Here is a 15,380-nt window from a genome sequence, read left to right on the forward strand (position 1 = left end):
CCCCCTGGCCCGCCCCGGCGCCACCGGCCAGGGCGCCAGCGACGTGGAGGCCAAGCGCGCCGCGTGCGAAGCGCTGGCGAAGAAGCTGGGCGAGGCCAACACGGACGCGACCCGCGACGTGCTGCGCAAGGTGCTGGAGACCTGCCAGGCGGAGCTGGTCCGGCTGGAGGCCAATGACCACCCGCCGGGCGAGGAAGTGCATCCGCCGGGCGAAGGCGCGCACTGAGCCTGCTCGAAGCGCGCGCGTGGAGTTGAGAAGCCCGCGAGGTCTGGGTATGGAGCCGACGCATGCCCATGCCCCAAGCAGGTGACAAGGCCCCCGGCTTCTCGCTCCCCGACCAGAGCGGCGCCACCGTCTCCCTCTCGCAGCTCAAGGGGCGGCACGTCGTCCTCTACTTCTACCCGAAGGACGCGACCCCCGGCTGCACCACGGAGGCGTGCGACTTCCGCGACCAGCACTCCGCGCTGGTGAAGGCCGGCGCGGTGGTGCTGGGCGTGTCGCCGGACAGCGTCGCCTCCCACCAGAAGTTCGCCACGAAGCAGGGGCTGCCGTTCTCGCTGCTGGCGGACCCGGACCACGCGCTGGCGGACGCCTACGGGGTGTGGGGGGAGAAGTCCCTCTACGGCCGCAAGTTCATGGGCCTCATCCGCGCGACCTTCCTCATTGGCCCGGACGGCAAGCTCGTCCGCGTGTGGCCCAAGGTGAAGGTGGCCGGCCACGTCGCGGAGGTCCTGTCCGCGCTCCAGGGCGGATCCTCCGATGAGGCTCCGGCCCCGAAGGCTCCCGCGGCGAAGAAGGCTCCCGCGGCCGGGGCGAAGCCGGCGGCTGTCAAGAAACCGGCGGCGAAGAAGGCCCCGGCCGCGAAGCCGGCGGCGAAGGGCGCGGCCCGGAAGGGTGCTCGCGCCTGAGCGGGGCGTGGGTGGCGGGCGCCGGTGCACTCCTGGCGGGACAGGGAGGCCGGGACCGTGTATGCCTGCGCCCGTGGCTGGCTCCTCTCTCCCCGGGCGGGCTGGCCGTTCACGATGAAGCCCCGTCGGCCTTGAGGGCCGGACAGCGGGCGGCCGGCAGGGCCAGCCCCCGGGTGGATGCCCGGTGGTTGGCGAGGACGGCATGACCATTCCTCGGGGATGGCGGAGACGATGAACATGCGCGAGCGAGGCATTCAGCGGTGGATGGGAGCGGCGGCGCTGACGGCGGGCGTGCTCCTGGGCACGGCCTGTGGCGGGCTGCCGGAGACGGGCGGCAAGCAGCCGGATGAGTCGCGGGGCAATGCCTTCGCGCAGCGCGGTGCGCAGCCGGAGGCCGTCTACAACGTGGCCGAGCAGCAGGGGCATGAGAACCCCGCGGACGCGCACCACGGCGACGCGGCCGCGAAGCTGCCCCGCCACGTGCTGACGGTGGACCGGGGCTACAACTCCACCATCGGGAAGATTGGCTCCAGCATCGACCCGCGCACGAAGGCGACCGAGGGCCAGTCCAACAACTCCAAGTGGGACGACGCGGGCGGCATGATGGCGCACCGCTACGGCGTGTTCGGCGGGGCGACCTACTCGCCCGCGGCCCAGGGGCTGGGCGGCTGGAATGTCTCCACCGCGAACGAGGGCACGCGCGGCTTCGAGGAGCCCTACAGCTACGTCAGCCCGCCCGTCTACCTGCGCGACCGGTAGTTGGACCCAGGTCCAGGGGCGCCCGCCGGCCAGCGTGCCAGCAGGCGTCCGTGCTCCGGCCCCGCCACTCCCGGTGGGGCGCCGGGGTGGCCACTCCTTCAGTCGAGGCCGTGACGGCTTCCGGAAGGAGCAGGCATGCACTCGAGGAGACTGCATCACTGGACCCTGGTGGCCGTGTGCGCCGCGACGGCCGCGCTGGTCGGCCCCGGCTGCAATCGGGACAGGCCCCTGCCGCGCACGGGGACCGCCTACGAAGGCGTCGCCAATGAGCAGCAGGACGCGGCGGGGACGGGAGGCGCTGGCGCGAGCACGCCCACGGACGCGAAGGGGTCACCGCTGAAGCCGCAGCCCGCCGGGGCCCAGGGCCTGCAGAACCAGATTGGCGCGCCCGGCTTCACCACGCTCCAGGAGCCGGTTCCCGGAGACCGGGGCGGGGCGGACCGCTTCCAGGGCCCCATGGGCCAGGGCTCGGAGCCGGGCTCCAGGCACGCCCCCGACTAGCGCGACGCGAGCATGACCTCCGTGGGGTCCTTGCCGGTGAAGGCGCTGGCAAGGCCCTCGGCCAGAGAGCGGTGCTCCGCGTCGCCCAGCGTGGCGAGCCGGTCCTCGGCGGGGTGCGCGAAGCGGGCGGCGAGCGCGTCCAGGCGCCGGTGCGCTTCGGTGATGCGCTCGCGCGGGACGCGGCCGGACTCCACCGCCTTCACCAGCGCTTCGATGGCGGTGCGCTGCACGTCCGCCTTGTGGCACACGAGGAACAGGTCCACGCCCGCGAGCGTCCCCTGCACCGCGGCCTCCGCCACGGAGTAGTGGTCCGCGATGGCCTTCATCTCCAGGTCGTCGGAGACGACCACGCCGTCGAAGCCCAGCTCCTTTCGCAGCAGGTCGTGCAGCGCGCGGTGGCTCATGGTCGCCGGGACGCCCTGCTCCAGCGCGTCGAACAGCACGTGCGCCGTCATCAGCGACGCGAGCCCCGCCTTCGCGAAGGCCTGGAACGGCACCAGCTCCACGCGGCGCAGGCGCTCCAGGTCGTGCGGCAGCCGGGGCAGGGTGAGGTGGCTGTCCGTCGTCGTGTCGCCGTGCCCGGGGAAGTGCTTCCCGCAGGACGCCACGCCGCCGGCCTCCAGGCCCCTGGCGAGCGCCACGCCCAGCCGGCCCACCTCCACCGGGTCGCGGCTGAAGCTGCGGTCCCCAATCACGGGGTTGGCCGGGTTGGTGTCCACGTCGAGCACGGGCGCGAAGTCCCAGTCGAAGCCCACGGCGCGCAGCTCGTGCGCGAGCAGCCGGCCCACGCGCTCGGCCAGGGCTTCGTCGCCGCGCTGTCCCAGCTCGCGCATGGGGGGCAGGGCGGTGAAGGGCTCACCGCGAAGGCGCGCCACCCGGCCGCCCTCCTGGTCCACGGAGAGGATGAAGGGCCGGCCCGCGCGCGTCTTGATTTCACGGCACAGCGCCGCGGTCTCCGCCGCGGTGCCCACGTTGCGCTTGAAGAGGATGGCGCCGTAGATGCCGTCGTCCATCAGCGCCGCGAGGTCGGCGTCGATGCGGGTGCCAGGGAAGCCCACCATGAAGAGGCGGGCGCAGTCGCGGTAGAGGGCGGAAGCAGGGCTCACGGCCGCGCAGTGTGGCAGAGCCCGCCGCTCGTGGGGCACCTCGTGCGTGTCCCGAGCGTCGGCTGCCTGTCAGGGCGCGGAGCGGCCAGGGCTACTTCCGGAGCAGCGTGCCCTCGAAGAAGAACGCCAGGCACGCGGCCAGGATGAGCCACGTCCACAGCGGCACGGCGGGCCTGTCCGCGTCTCCCGTGGAGGCCTTCACCGTGTCCTCGCCGAAGTAGGCCGTCAGCGTGTCCTGCGGCACTCGCGTCAAATCGCTCTCCGCCGGGTCCAGCGTGGCGGCGAAGTCCAGCGCGGTCACGGGCTTCCCCTCCGCGCCCAGCACCGCGTGCACGCCCGGCTCCACCGTGGGGCCCGCCACGAACGAGCCGTCCGGCTGCGCCTTCACCGGCACCTCGCTGCCGTCCGGCGCGCGCACGCCCGCCACCTTCTGCGTGCCCTCCGGGCGCAGCGTCACGGTCTCACCCACGCGCACGCGCACCTCCTCGCGCTCCTCCAGCGAGCCCGTGAGGTACGCGGCGAAGCGCTGCATCAGCGGCAGGAAGCTCGTGCGGATGGCGAAGTCGCTCCAGTCGCGGTCCACCGTGCTGGTGAACAGCGCCACACGCCCCTTGCCCCGGCGGGCGACCGCGACCGCGGGGGCTCCGTCCTCGTACGTGGCCAGCACCTGGCTGGTGCCCGGCGCGGACGGGCTGTCCGCCTCCAGCAGCATGTACTTGTAGAAGCGCGCCCCGATGAGCCCCTCCTCCGCGCGGCCCGTGAAGGGCGCGAACAGCGGATGGTCCACCTTCACCTGCGCCAGCTTCGCCGTCTTCGTCTCCGCGTCGGGGTCATCGCGCTCGGCGCTCGTGCGCACCAGGCGCAGGGGGCGCGGCAGGAGCGAGCCCAGCCGCTGGTTGTACGCCTCCGGGTTCACGTGGTCACCCACGCTCACGAAGAGGCCGCCGCCGTTCTCCACGAAGGCCGCCAGCTTCTGGGCCTCCTCCTCCGACGGCGCCGTCGCGTTCAGCAGCAGCACCAGGTCATACGCGCTGAAGTCCTCGCGCAGCCCCACCTCCGCGTCGCGCACCGCCACGTCCACCGGCGAGCCCGGCGACGTGAGCGCCGCGTCCACGAAGAAGGCCTCGTCCCGGTAGCGCGTCGCGTGCGGCGAGCCGTTCACCACCAGCGCCTTCAGCCCGCGCGGCACCGGCAGCACGAAGGCCCGCCGGTCGTCCTCCGCCAGCGAGTCCTGCGAGAGCGTCACCTGGCCCACCACCGTGCCGCCCTGCGGGAAGCGCACCGTCAGCGTCTTCTGCGTCGTGCCTCCCGCGGGCACGTCCACGAAGCCCTTGGCCAGCGTGGACTCGCCCACGCGCACCGCGGCCTCCAGGTCCTTCGCCGGCGTGGTGCCGAAGTTCCGCACCGTGAACGTGAACTGGTACGCGCGCGGCCCGGCCTGGAGCGCGGGCTCCACCCGCAGGTCCACCAGCGCGTGGTTGTCCAGCGACTCGCGCCCGGACGCCACGTCGCGCAGCACGACCTCCGGCTTCACCATCGCGCCCGTGGGCCCCTTCACCGTGGGCGGCGGCGCTTCCAGCCGGAAGCCGGAGCCCGTCATGTCGGAGACCACCACCAGGCGCTTGCCCGGCATCGGGTTCTCCTCCAGCGCCCGAGCGGCCATGTCCAGGCAGCGCGACAGGTCCGCCGTGCCGTAGGTGGGCTTCGCCTCGTCCACCAGCGCGCGCAGGCGGGCCCGGTCGAAGCCCGGCGGCGGGGGCGCTTCCGGCGAACCCGTGCACACCATCACCGTCGCGGGCTCCTCCGGCAGCAGGTCCTTGAGCGCGTCGCGCGCCTCGTCGCGGCCCTTCTCGAAGTTCGACGTGCCGTCCGACCAGCGCATGGACAGCGACGCGTCCAGGATGATCGCCGTGGCCGCCGGCCCTCGCGTCACCGTGGCCGCCTGCGCGTCGCGGGTGAACTCCGGCCGCGCCAGCGCCAGGGGAATGGCCAGCAGGATGAGCGTGCGCAGCGTGTAGAGCAGCAGCCGCTTGAGCTTGAGCCGGCTCGCCGTGCGCTTCTGGCTGCGCAGCACGAACGCGAGCGGCCCGAACGGATGCGCCCGGGGCCGGCGCCGGTCGAACAGGTGCACCAGCACGGGGATGAGCGCACCCAGCGCGCCCAGCAGGAACCACGGGTTGCCGAACGTCACCGGCGCCTCCCGCGACGTCCCAGGAAGCGCAGCAACACCTCATCCAGCCGCTCGTCGGTGCGCACCAGCTCGTAGTCCACGTCGGCCTCGGCGCACTTCGCCTTCACGTCCGCGAGGAACGCGCCGAACTCCTCCAGGTAGCTCTGCTTGATTTCACGCGGGTTCACCTCGATGCGGCCCTCGCCCTCCATGTCCAGGAAGAGCGTCGGGTCGTCGAAGGGGAACGTCAGCTCCGCGGGGTCCACCAGGTGGAACACCGCCACGTCGTTCTTGCGCTGCCGCAGGGCCAGCACCCGCTTGAGCGCCTCCTGCCGCTCATCCAGCAGGTCCGACAGCACGATGACCGTGGAGCGCCGGGGCAGCACCTCCGCGAGGTGATCCGCCGCGCTGCCCAGGTCCGTGGGGCCCTGGCCTCCGTGTGCTCCAGCGCGTCCAGCAGCACGTTGAGGTGTCCGGCGGAGGCGCGGGGCGGCACGTCCTTGAACGCGCCGCCCACCATGACGGCCAGGCCCGCCGCGTCCTGCTGGCGCACGAGCAGGTAGCTGAGCGCGCCCGCGAGCGTCTTGGCCACCTCCAGCTTGGACATCGCGCCGCTCTGGTAGCCCATGGACGCGGACGCATCCACGACCATCACCGAGCGCAGGTTCGTCTCGTGCTCGAAGCGCTTGACGTAGTACTTGTCGAACTTGCCGTAGGCCTTCCAGTCCAGGTGGCGCAGCTCGTCGCCGGGGGCGTACTCCTTGTGTTCGGCGAACTCCACGCTCTGGCCCTGATGGGGGCTCTTGTGGAGGCCGGACAGCACGCCCTCCATCACGGCGCGGGCGCGCAGCTTCACGCCCTGGAGGCGGGACAGCGTCTGGGCGTCGAGCAGCGCCATGGGGTGGAAGCGCCTAGCCCTTCACCACCGTGAGGAGCTGGTCGATGAGCTTCACAGACGTGATGCCGTCGCTCTCCGCGGTGAAGTTGGGCAGCACGCGGTGGCGCAGCACGGGCCGCGCCAGCGCCCGCACGTCCTCCACCGTGGCCACGAAGCGGCCGTTGAGGATGGCGCGCGCCTTGGACGCGAGCACCAGGTACTGGCTCGCGCGGGGGCCCGCGCCCCACGACACGTTCTTCGCCACGAAGTCCGGCACGCCCGCTTCCTTGGGGCGCGTGTGGCGCACCAGCTCCACCGCGTAGCGCACCACGTGGTCCGGCACCGGCACGCGGCGCACCAGCTCCTGGAGGGCGAGGATGCGCTCGGGGGACAGGATCTTCTCCAGCTTCGGCGGCGCGCCGGCGGTGGTGCTCTTGACGATCTGCACCTCCTCCTCGGCGGTGGGGTAGCCCACGTCCACCAGGAACATGAAGCGGTCCAGCTGCGCTTCGGGGAGGGGATAGGTGCCCTCCTGCTCGATGGGGTTCTGCGTCGCGAAGACGAGGAAGGGCAGCTCCAGCGGGTACGTGCGGCCGCCGGCGGTGATGCGGTACTCCTGCATCGCCTGGAGCAGCGCGGCCTGCGTCTTGGGCGGCGTGCGGTTCACCTCGTCCGCGAGGATGATGTTCGCGAACAGCGGCCCCTGCATGAAGCGGAAGGAGCGGCGGCCCGTCGTCTTGTCCTCTTCCAGGATGTCCGTGCCGGTGATGTCCGACGGCATCAGGTCCGGCGTGAACTGGATGCGGTTGAAGGACAGGTTGAGCACGTCCGCCAGCGTGGAGATGAGCAGCGTCTTCGCCAGGCCGGGCACGCCCACGAAGAGGCAGTGGCCGCGGCTGAAGAGCGAAATCAGCAGGTGCTCCACCACGTCCCGCTGGCCGACGACGCGCTTTTCAATCTGTTCGACGATGGCGTTGCGGGCCTGGGCAAGCTCCTCGACGGCGCGCAGGTCCTCGGGGGTGGCGTCGGACGGGGGGAGTGGGGCGGGGGCGGCGCTTTCCATGGAAGGGTTCTCTTAATCGGCGCGCGGGGGGCGGACCAACGGTTTCCGTCGCCCTGGAGCCCCGAGCGTGGGGTGGCAACCGTTCCAGGGGCCCCGTATTCCACGCGTCAAGCCACGGGTCCGCCCGGCCCCGCGCCCGGCCCCCCGTCCGCCCCCCGGCCTGTTTCAGTACCCCCTGGACAGGGGGGAATGCCGGACCGTGGACACACTGCTTACGTTCCCAAGGCACCTGCGCTGGGGCAGGGCAGGCATGGGAGCACGGCATGCGTTCAGCACGGCGAGTCATCTGGGGCGGGTGGGCACTTCTGGGCGCGGGACTCCTCGGGCTGGGCGGCACTGCGTGTGGAGGGGCTTCGGCGGAGGAAACTGGCGATGTGACCGCCAGTGCGGAAGCCCAGGGCACGGTCCCCGCGCCGGCCCCCCAGACGGCTGCTCCCTCGGCCGGGACCCAGGCCCCCACCCAGGCTCCCACGGCGGAGGCCCCCCGGCCCCCGGCCCCGGCGGCTGAGCCGCTGGTCGTTCACGCAGGGCGGCCCGCAGGATGACACCGGCGCGGGGCTGGCGGTGGGGCGGGGCGGAGATGTGCTGTGGGTGACGTCCGGCACGCCGCGCTCGGACGCAGACCGCGCGCAGGTGGACGGCGAGCGGCTGGTGATGACGCTGTCGCGCTATTCGGCGGACGGCACGAAGCGGTGGGCGAAGGAGTTCGAGCGCAACCGCTTCTCCGACCTGCGCGTGGCGGGCTCCACGGGGGCTGACGGCGCGGTGTTCCTGTCCGGCAACGCGTTCCTGTACTCGGCGGACTTCGGGCTGGGCGAGGCGCAGGACGGCTTCCTGGTGAAGTTCTCCCAGGGGGGCACGCCCGAGTGGCAGCGCCGCGTGGGACAGAAGGTCTACGCGGTGTCCGCGGACGCGGCGGGCGGCGTGGTGGCGCTGGGCGAGGAGTGGACGACGGAGGCCCACACGCCCCGGCTGGTGCGCTACGCGGCGGACGGAGAAGTGCGCTGGACGAAGACGTTCAACGGCGCGAAGGACGGCACGCTGCTGTCGGCGGTGGCGCTGTCCGCCACGGGCACGTCGGTGGTGGCTGGCCGGCTGGTGGGCCCGGTGACGGTGGACGGGCGCACGTTCGACGCGCAGGGCACGGGCGGCTTCGTGGTGCTGGCGTTCGGCGCGGACGGCGCGCTGGCGTGGGGCCGCGAGGTGCCGGGCGTCAACGGCCGCGTGGGCTCCGTGTCGGTGGGCCAGGACGGCACGGTGGCCGTGGCGGGTGAAGCGGTGGGCCTGCTGGTGTGGAACGGCGTGGCGCTGGATGAGGGCGGGCCGTTCGTGCTGACGGCGGGCGCGGACGGGCAGGAGCGGCTGGGTGAAGCAGCCCACGTGCGGCTCGGCGTCGGTGGGCACCGTGGCGGCGGTGGAGGCCGCGGGCCCGGTGGCTGCTGCGTGCCGGCAACACGGTCACGCGCTACGCGGCGGACGGCACGCTGCTGGGCACGCAGTCGCTGGCGCCGTCGTGCGAGAGCGGCACGTGCTCGCTGGCGACGACGGCGCTGGTGGCGGCGCCGGACGCGGGGCTGGTGGTGTCCGGCTGGCAGCGCGATGGCGCGGGCGACACCTGGAACCAGGATGCGTTCCTGCGGCTCGTGACGCCCTGAGCCGGATTGAGGCTCCGGGGGCGCGCCAGTTCCATCGGCAGCCCGCCGGAGTTCGCGCCGCGGACCTCAGTCCCGATCCGGCGCGCCCAGGGGGAAGAGGGGGCGGAACGGCCGCCCTCCATCCACCGCCCGGGCGACGGACGGGCGGGCCAGCAACCGCGCGCGGTAGGCGCGCAGCTGGGGACAGGACTCGGGGATGCGGTGGGTCCAGTCCGCGTAGAAGAGTGACGGCGCGGCCGCGCAGTCCGCCAGCGTGAAGTCCGCGCCCGTGGCCCAGGTCCTGCCAGCGAGCTGCCCCTCAATCCAGGCGTAGGCGCGCTCCAGGTTCTCCACGGCCGTGGCCAGGCCGTCCTTCCGCTTCGTGGCATCCCCTGTCAGCGCGCCATTCACGGCGTGCTGGACCATGTTCATGACGTGCAGGTCGAAGAAGCGGTCGAGGAAGCGCACGTCCAGCGCGGCCATCGGATCCGCGGGCAGCAGGCGGACCTGCCCGGGATGCGCCAGCTGCAGGTACTCGATGATGACGCTCGTCTCGACGACCTGGCGGTCACCGTCCACCAGCAGCGGGAACTTGCGCAGCGGCCAGCGACGCAGCCACTCGGCCGTGTGCTCCGGCGTGTCCGGCCCGATGTTCCGGAACTCGAAGGGCGTACCGTTCTCGTACAGCGCGATGAGCACCTTCTGCGTGTACGAGGAGAAGGGGTGACCGTAGACCGCGAGCGCCATCGGGAGACCTTTCAACTGCTTGTGATTTGCAAGCGGTTGAACCGTATCCGCGCTACTTGCATATTGCAAGTATCAACCCCGGGAGGACGGCCATGCCGCAGACAGGACGCTCCGGCTGTCCCATCAACCTGACGCTCGAACAGCTTGGCGACCGGTGGAGCCTCATCGTCATCCGCGACGTCATGTTCGGGAACCGGCGCACCTATGGGGAGCTGCTCGAGCAGAGCGAGGAGGGCATCGCCTCCAACATCCTCGCGGACCGGCTGAAGCGGCTGACGGCATCCGGCCTGCTGTCGCGACGCCCGGATCCGAACCACCGGCAGAAGGGCATCTACAGTCTCACGGAGGCGTCCATCCAGCTGGTGCCGCTGCTCTCGCACATGGCGGCCTGGGGCCGCCGGCACACGCAGCCGAGCGAGGAGCTGTCCGTGCGCGCGGAGCTGCTGGAGAAGGGCGGCCCGCCCCTCTGGGACGGGTTCATGGACGAGCTGCGCCACCTGCACCTGGGCAAGCCGCGCCCGGCGCGCTCGGTGTTCGGTGAGCTTCAGGCCGCGTACGAAAAGGCCGTCGCGCGCCGGCCCGGCGGTGATCAAGCCGTCGCCGTGCCCAGCTTGAGGTCCTGGTTCAGGCCGGCTACCTCCACCCTGAATGCATCCTCATTTTCTTGAGGAAACTCAGCGATCACAACGCGGTTGCATGCCTGGGTTAGGCACGCCTAGGTCGCCCTTTCCGCTTCACAAGTTCCTTCCGAAGTTTTGTGAGACGTTTAGTCTTTTGTTCGAAAATCTCGACGAGAACGTGATCAAGAAGCTCGATGCCGTCTAGCAGGGCTGCCCTGGTAATGCCGCTCTCATGAGTGCCCACGTTGCCGAGCCATTTGATGGCCATGAGCGACTCACCTAATTCAGGTTGCTTCACAATGAAGATTTCGATGCGCCGATGAAGGCTCAATCGGTCGATTTTACCCTTCTTGTTCTTCTGCAAGCGCGGCACCTTAAGGTGTGTCAGCAGCAGTTCGACACACGTTCGGATGCGGTTGGCGCAAGAAGCCGCGTCGTTCCAGTAAAGGGAGGATGCACGAGTCAATTCCGCCTGGATTGGCTCTGGACAAGAGCTTGGCCAGCGGAACAGGGGTGGGGCAGGGTGGAAGAAATGTGGCGCGTAGATATAAGGGTAATGGTCGTCTCCGCTATCGTCGCGTTTGTGCTCTCTTGTGACATCTCCACCGACGGCAACAGATTCCTGGCAGTTTGATTGGTCGCATATGAAATGGCCTGTGAACCGGCCTCGGTACCAATCAGGTTCCCATGCGCCAGGATTGTGTTCTTGGTCTTGCCGGGATTCTGATGTTTCCAGTTCTTTGAAAGATTTAGGGTTGGGTTTGAGAATGCCTGTTGGGCAACGAGGACACGCCCAATAAGGGGCGAGATCTTGGAAGAAGGTGGTAGTCCAAAGAGCGCGGTCGAATGCCATGGCAGTAGCCTGACAGAACACTGATTGGACGTCCAGGTAGACGCGCCCCTCCTCGTTGCTTATAGGCGTAGGACCGCGTGAGGCCCGTGTCGATTCGTATGCTCGTCAACGCGCCTATGGCGTGCTCTGCATCGTGCTCTTTGTCAGACAATATTGAGGGGGACGCTTCTGTCCGTTCTTCTGTGGTAGGGAACGAAGTCGAAGTGAGGCGGTGTCGCAGATAGTCTGTAATGACATTTTTGTCGATGTGTCAGTATTTGAAGTTCAGGGGATCGACATAGGGACCGATTCGCAGGTGGCAGGGCTAAGCCTGGGGCGGTTGCCAAGTCACGGATTGCAAATGGTGCGCGCGATGCCAAACATCGGTGAAGGCAAGGAGACGAGTACTGGACTCAAGAGTTGCGTCCGTCCGTTCAAGTTTCATGAACTTGAGGCGGACGTACGATCCCTTGTGTGTGAGAGAGGACGAAAAGGCCAAGGTGCCCAAATGGGCGCATGTGCCCACATTGTCGCATCGGTGAGATATGTGGGGATATTAGACGGTGAAGCGTATGCTCTCTTGCTTGATACCCAACCAGGATGGCGTCAACCACGTGCCTTCTTCGGCTTCCCAGCCCTTGTCAGTCCCTTGTGCTAAACACCTGTTCAGTCGCCTCCCTCTTGAAGACCTTTGCCACGGTGCAATTTGGCGGAGTACCTATCTTGGTCTCGCCGCGTTATGCACCTAGAGGGAAGCCATAGGGACTCCCATGGATACCGACAAGGTGGACCAACTCCTGAAGTTCGCGCTCGCAATAGCGGGGAGACGGGACACGCCTAGGGAGCGTGAGGTTGGGCCCATCCACTTCATCAAGCTCGTCTACCTAGCAGACCTAGCGTACGCCCAGCGGCACAGGGGGCAGACGTTCACTGGAGCCCCGTGGCGGTTTTACCACTATGGCCCCTGGGCTGTGGAGGTGTGGAAACGAATCGAGCCTGTAGTCGCTGCACTAGATGCCTCGGAGCGGACTTTTTCCAGCCAATACAATGATGACGTCAAACGGTGGAGTCTTCAGGATTCAGAGCAGGCTGAGGAGCTTGCCGCAGAACTAGACCGAGTCCTGCCGGTTGAGGTTACAAGCGCTATCACCCAAGGCATCCGCCAATTCAGTGCTGACTTTGGAGTAGATACCACCTCGCTACTCCATGAGGTGTACAGGACGCAGCCCATGCTTGGCACACGACCTGGGCAACTACTGCGCTTCGATCTGGCAGTGCTATCAGATTTGCCACAGTCCGTTGACGAGACAAGCGCGCCAGTGCAGTTGAGCGCAAAGAAGCAGAAGAAACGAAAAGAAGCTGCGCTTGAGCTTCGGGCGCAAGTGCAACAGAAGTTGCGTGAGCAAAAGAAGAGAAGGCTTGTTCCTCCCCCGACTCCGCCTGCCTATGATGAGGAGTTCATCCAAGGCGCGCAGTGGTTGGATTCCCTCGCGGGCGATCCGATCACGGATGAGAAGGGAGAGCTTCACTTTTCTGACGAGGTGTGGACTGCTCCGGGGCGGGGAGATCCGAGTGGAAACTAAGTATCCGGATGACTCCATCCAGGCATACACGGAAGCTTGGTGGGAGAAAGCTGAGACATCTGAGATCCGTCGAGGGCGCCTCATCTGGGCTTTCGTTCCGCACGTCGACCAAATACCAAAGGCGTTGGCTCTCCAGGGGAGAACGGAGCCGACTAATCATGATAAGGCAAACTATCAGGTGGTGCCACTGCGCATTCGACAACCTCCTCCTGCTCCACGGCTGCCAATCGCAGCCCTACCTCATTATCCGGGGGAAGCATTCATCGCGTCCCGGGCAAAAAAGCGACCCGCTCTGGTACTTGGCTTGGGAGGAGTGGAAGTCCCGTCCGTACTGCGCGGCGGTAGCAGCGCAAACTGGATGACAGCTCCTACATTGCTGGTTGCTCCGTACTACGGAGTGGAAGGCGGCGAGAAACGAGCGGGATGGAAACCACCGTTGGTGGATCGCATCCGCCGCTGTGAATTTCCCCAGTATATGTGGGACACCCTCCCGGTCGACGGCGCCGAGTTCTCAATACTCCGATTGGATCACCTCCAGCCTATTGGACGGCATCACGACAGTTATGAAGCCACTCCTTTCTGCCTAAGCCAACACGCACTTGGTATCGTAGATGAATGGTTGCAATGGAAGCTTACAGGAGGTCTCGATCCGCAGGGAGTCTTGATGGATCTGCGGGAAGGATTGCTCAAACTTCCAGGTAATTGAGTTCCATCAAGAAGTGTTATGATGTTGTTTGTGTGCTGCTGTTTTGGGGGAACCCGTTGTCTGTGCCTGCTCCGTGTGGTTGGGGACTCGCGAGCGCTCGGGTTGGCTCCTTTATACGGTGATTGCCCGCATGAGTGTCAGGCCGTCGCCGTGCCCAGCTTGAGGTCCTGGTTCAGCCCCGCGTCCTTGCGCACGCGCCAGATGTACTGGTCCAGGAAGTAGTGGTGCAGCGCGAAGCCCCAGATGAAGCCTTCCATCAAATCCCTCAGCGTGAGCCCCGCGCCCCCCAGCGCCACCTTCGTGTCGAACGCGCCGCAGCCCGGGTGCACGCCCATGCCGCAGCCCAGCGTCCGGTACGCCAGCGTGAACGCGAGGCCACAGAGCGCGTAGACGATGAAGCGCTGGCTCACCTTCGGCGCCTGTCCGAACGCCGCGCGGTCCACGCCGTCCGCGTGGTAGCGGTTGCGGTGAAAGAACCAGACGATGCCGTGGTACTGCACGTTGTGGAACGCCGTCACCGCCACGGTGAACATCAGGAAGTCCATCCGCCGCGACACCGACGGCCAGAACACCAGCGACGTCAGCCCCAGCGCCGCGCCCAGCATCAACAGCTTCGGCCCGTTCACCCCCAGCCCCCGCCGCCACCGCCACACCTGCCGCGCCGCGAGCACGCCCACCACCGCGAGCACCAGGGCGAAGCACGCGTGCGCCGCCCCGACCTCCCAGGTCGGCTCCGCCATCAGCCCCAACCGGCGCCGCGCCCCCGGATGCGTCAGCGCGAACGCCACGAACGGCGCGAGCAACCCGACGTACAGCGTCAGGCTGTCCAGCCGCCGGTCCCACGCGTCCTTCTCCCCGGCCTTGCGCTGGTAGAGCACCATGATGCCGTAGTGCTGCCGGACCACGTGCCAGTACGCCCAGAGCGCCGCCAGCGTCACGAACACCGCGAAGGGCCAGCGCTGCCCGGCCAGCACCGACACCGCGAACACCGCCGGCCCCGCCACGAACCAGCCCAGGCTGCCCCACAAGAGCCGCGCCCGCGTCTTCCGCTCCCGCGCGTCCAGGTACGTGCGCGACACCGTCGCGAACAGGTGCGGCCCGTCCAGCAGCAGCACCCACGCCCACCACAGCGGCGGCCCGCTCACGCCCCCCAGCACGTGCAGCGCCATCAGCGCGAGGCTCGCGCCCACCCCCCCGACCGTGGAGAGCAGGTCATGCCGCCGGTCCACCAGCCACCGCGCATGCAGGGGAACCGGGGCGAAATGGGGAACCGCGTTCATCAGGAGACTCCCGTCCGGCGGACCCGGACCGCTTCCTTGGGGGACAACGAAGTCCCAGGATAGCGGGGACATACAGGTAAGACGCAGGCGCACCTGGGGTCTCGAAGGGGTACCGGACAACCGGGCAGGGGGCCAGAACCCCCTTGAGGGAATGGCCCCCGGACGCGACAGTGCCGAACCATGGATCAAGGTCGGCGTACCTCGGACCGCAAGTCGGTCGGTCTGTTGGTGAAGCTCAAGCATGAGTCCGTGGGGAGCTTCACCGAGGAGTTCGCCACCAACCTCAGCCCCGGGGGCATGTTCATCCGCTCGCGCACGCCGCAGCCGGTGGGCACGCCCGTGCGCTTCGAGGTGCAGATCGCCAACGGCGTGCGCGTGCTCCAGGGCACCGCCACCGTGCGCTGGGTGCGCGAGGTGAACGACCCCGCGGGGCCGCCGGGCATGGGCCTGGCGTTCGAGGAGCTGGATACGGCGAGCCGCGCGCTCGTGGACCTGATGCTCCAGCGCAAGCCGGGCGCGAGTGCCGCTCCCGCAGCCGCGCCGCTGCCGTCCATCGCACCGGCTGTCGCGCCGGGAATCGCGCCGGTCGTGGC

Annotated in this window: 13 protein-coding genes and 2 pseudogenes; 8 read left to right on the forward strand and 7 right to left on the reverse strand. The window is 68.7% G+C overall.

Annotated features, from left to right (window positions below; all coding sequences use genetic code 11):
• The 4 genes and pseudogenes from ACLEQD_RS19985 to ACLEQD_RS20000 form a co-directional block, all read left to right on the forward strand.
• Positions 1–226, forward strand: a pseudogene (locus ACLEQD_RS19985) (hypothetical protein); the annotation flags it as partial.
• A gap of 62 nt (positions 227–288) precedes the next feature.
• Positions 289–909, forward strand: a complete 621-nt coding sequence (gene bcp, locus ACLEQD_RS19990) for a thioredoxin-dependent thiol peroxidase (protein WP_410385887.1) — start codon at positions 289–291, stop codon at positions 907–909.
• Between the two features lie 237 nt (positions 910–1,146).
• Entirely contained in the window at positions 1,147–1,668 is a 522-nt protein-coding gene (locus ACLEQD_RS19995; RefSeq protein WP_410385888.1) for a hypothetical protein, read from the forward strand.
• 135 nt (positions 1,669–1,803) lie between these two features.
• Positions 1,804–2,169, forward strand: a complete 366-nt coding sequence (locus ACLEQD_RS20000; RefSeq protein WP_410385889.1) for a hypothetical protein — start codon at positions 1,804–1,806, stop codon at positions 2,167–2,169.
• On the opposite strand, the gene nagZ is transcribed toward ACLEQD_RS20000, so the two are convergent.
• The 4 genes and pseudogenes from nagZ to ACLEQD_RS20020 form a co-directional block, all read right to left on the reverse strand.
• Positions 2,166–3,230: a beta-N-acetylhexosaminidase gene (gene nagZ, locus ACLEQD_RS20005; protein ID WP_410385898.1), complete on the reverse strand. Its 1,065-nt coding sequence runs from the start codon at positions 3,228–3,230 to the stop codon at positions 2,166–2,168. The two genes, ACLEQD_RS20000 and nagZ, sit on opposite strands and share 4 nt — an antisense overlap.
• 136 nt (positions 3,231–3,366) lie before the next feature.
• Positions 3,367–5,466 (reverse strand): BatA domain-containing protein, encoded by a 2,100-nt coding sequence (locus tag ACLEQD_RS20010; RefSeq protein ID WP_410385890.1) that lies wholly within the window; start codon positions 5,464–5,466, stop codon positions 3,367–3,369.
• Positions 5,463–6,343, reverse strand: a pseudogene (locus tag ACLEQD_RS20015) (DUF58 domain-containing protein). The gene ACLEQD_RS20010 and the pseudogene ACLEQD_RS20015 overlap by 4 nt, the downstream one beginning before the upstream one ends.
• 13 nt (positions 6,344–6,356) lie before the next feature.
• On the reverse strand, positions 6,357–7,385 hold the full coding sequence (locus tag ACLEQD_RS20020; RefSeq protein ID WP_338263017.1) for an AAA family ATPase: 1,029 nt from the start codon (positions 7,383–7,385) through the stop codon (positions 6,357–6,359).
• Between the two features lie 591 nt (positions 7,386–7,976).
• Between ACLEQD_RS20020 and ACLEQD_RS20025 the strand changes: the two genes are divergently transcribed.
• Positions 7,977–9,032 carry a hypothetical protein gene (locus ACLEQD_RS20025; RefSeq protein ID WP_410385891.1) on the forward strand — a complete coding sequence of 352 codons (1,056 nt, stop codon included), beginning with the start codon at positions 7,977–7,979 and terminating at the stop codon, positions 9,030–9,032.
• Positions 9,033–9,106: 74 nt separating this feature from the next.
• On the opposite strand, the gene ACLEQD_RS20030 is transcribed toward ACLEQD_RS20025, so the two are convergent.
• Positions 9,107–9,766: a glutathione S-transferase family protein gene (locus ACLEQD_RS20030; RefSeq protein WP_410385892.1), complete on the reverse strand. Its 660-nt coding sequence runs from the start codon at positions 9,764–9,766 to the stop codon at positions 9,107–9,109.
• Positions 9,767–9,858: 92 nt separating this feature from the next.
• On the opposite strand from ACLEQD_RS20030, the gene ACLEQD_RS20035 reads away from it, so the two are divergent.
• A complete protein-coding gene (locus ACLEQD_RS20035) occupies positions 9,859–10,434 on the forward strand; it encodes a winged helix-turn-helix transcriptional regulator (protein ID WP_410385893.1) in 576 nt (191 codons plus the stop codon).
• Positions 10,435–10,471: 37 nt separating this feature from the next.
• Here the strand turns inward: ACLEQD_RS20035 and ACLEQD_RS20040 are convergent, their stop codons facing one another.
• Positions 10,472–11,239 carry a DUF4145 domain-containing protein gene (locus ACLEQD_RS20040; protein WP_410385894.1) on the reverse strand — a complete coding sequence of 256 codons (768 nt, stop codon included), beginning with the start codon at positions 11,237–11,239 and terminating at the stop codon, positions 10,472–10,474.
• 749 nt (positions 11,240–11,988) lie between these two features.
• Between ACLEQD_RS20040 and ACLEQD_RS20045 the strand changes: the two genes are divergently transcribed.
• The gene (locus tag ACLEQD_RS20045; protein ID WP_410385895.1) at positions 11,989–12,801 is read left to right on the forward strand and encodes a hypothetical protein; all 813 of its coding nucleotides are present in this window, start codon (positions 11,989–11,991) and stop codon (positions 12,799–12,801) included.
• 843 nt (positions 12,802–13,644) lie between these two features.
• Here the strand turns inward: ACLEQD_RS20045 and ACLEQD_RS20050 are convergent.
• Positions 13,645–14,787 (reverse strand): hypothetical protein, encoded by a 1,143-nt coding sequence (locus ACLEQD_RS20050; RefSeq protein WP_410385896.1) that lies wholly within the window; start codon positions 14,785–14,787, stop codon positions 13,645–13,647.
• Between the two features lie 180 nt (positions 14,788–14,967).
• Between ACLEQD_RS20050 and ACLEQD_RS20055 the strand changes: the two genes are divergently transcribed.
• On the forward strand, positions 14,968–15,380 hold a 413-nt coding region (locus ACLEQD_RS20055; protein ID WP_410385897.1), incomplete at its 3' end, for a TIGR02266 family protein.

It is taken from the genome of Corallococcus sp. 4LFB, from assembly GCF_046520365.1.
Taxonomy (GTDB): Bacteria; Myxococcota; Myxococcia; order Myxococcales; family Myxococcaceae; genus Corallococcus; species Corallococcus caeni.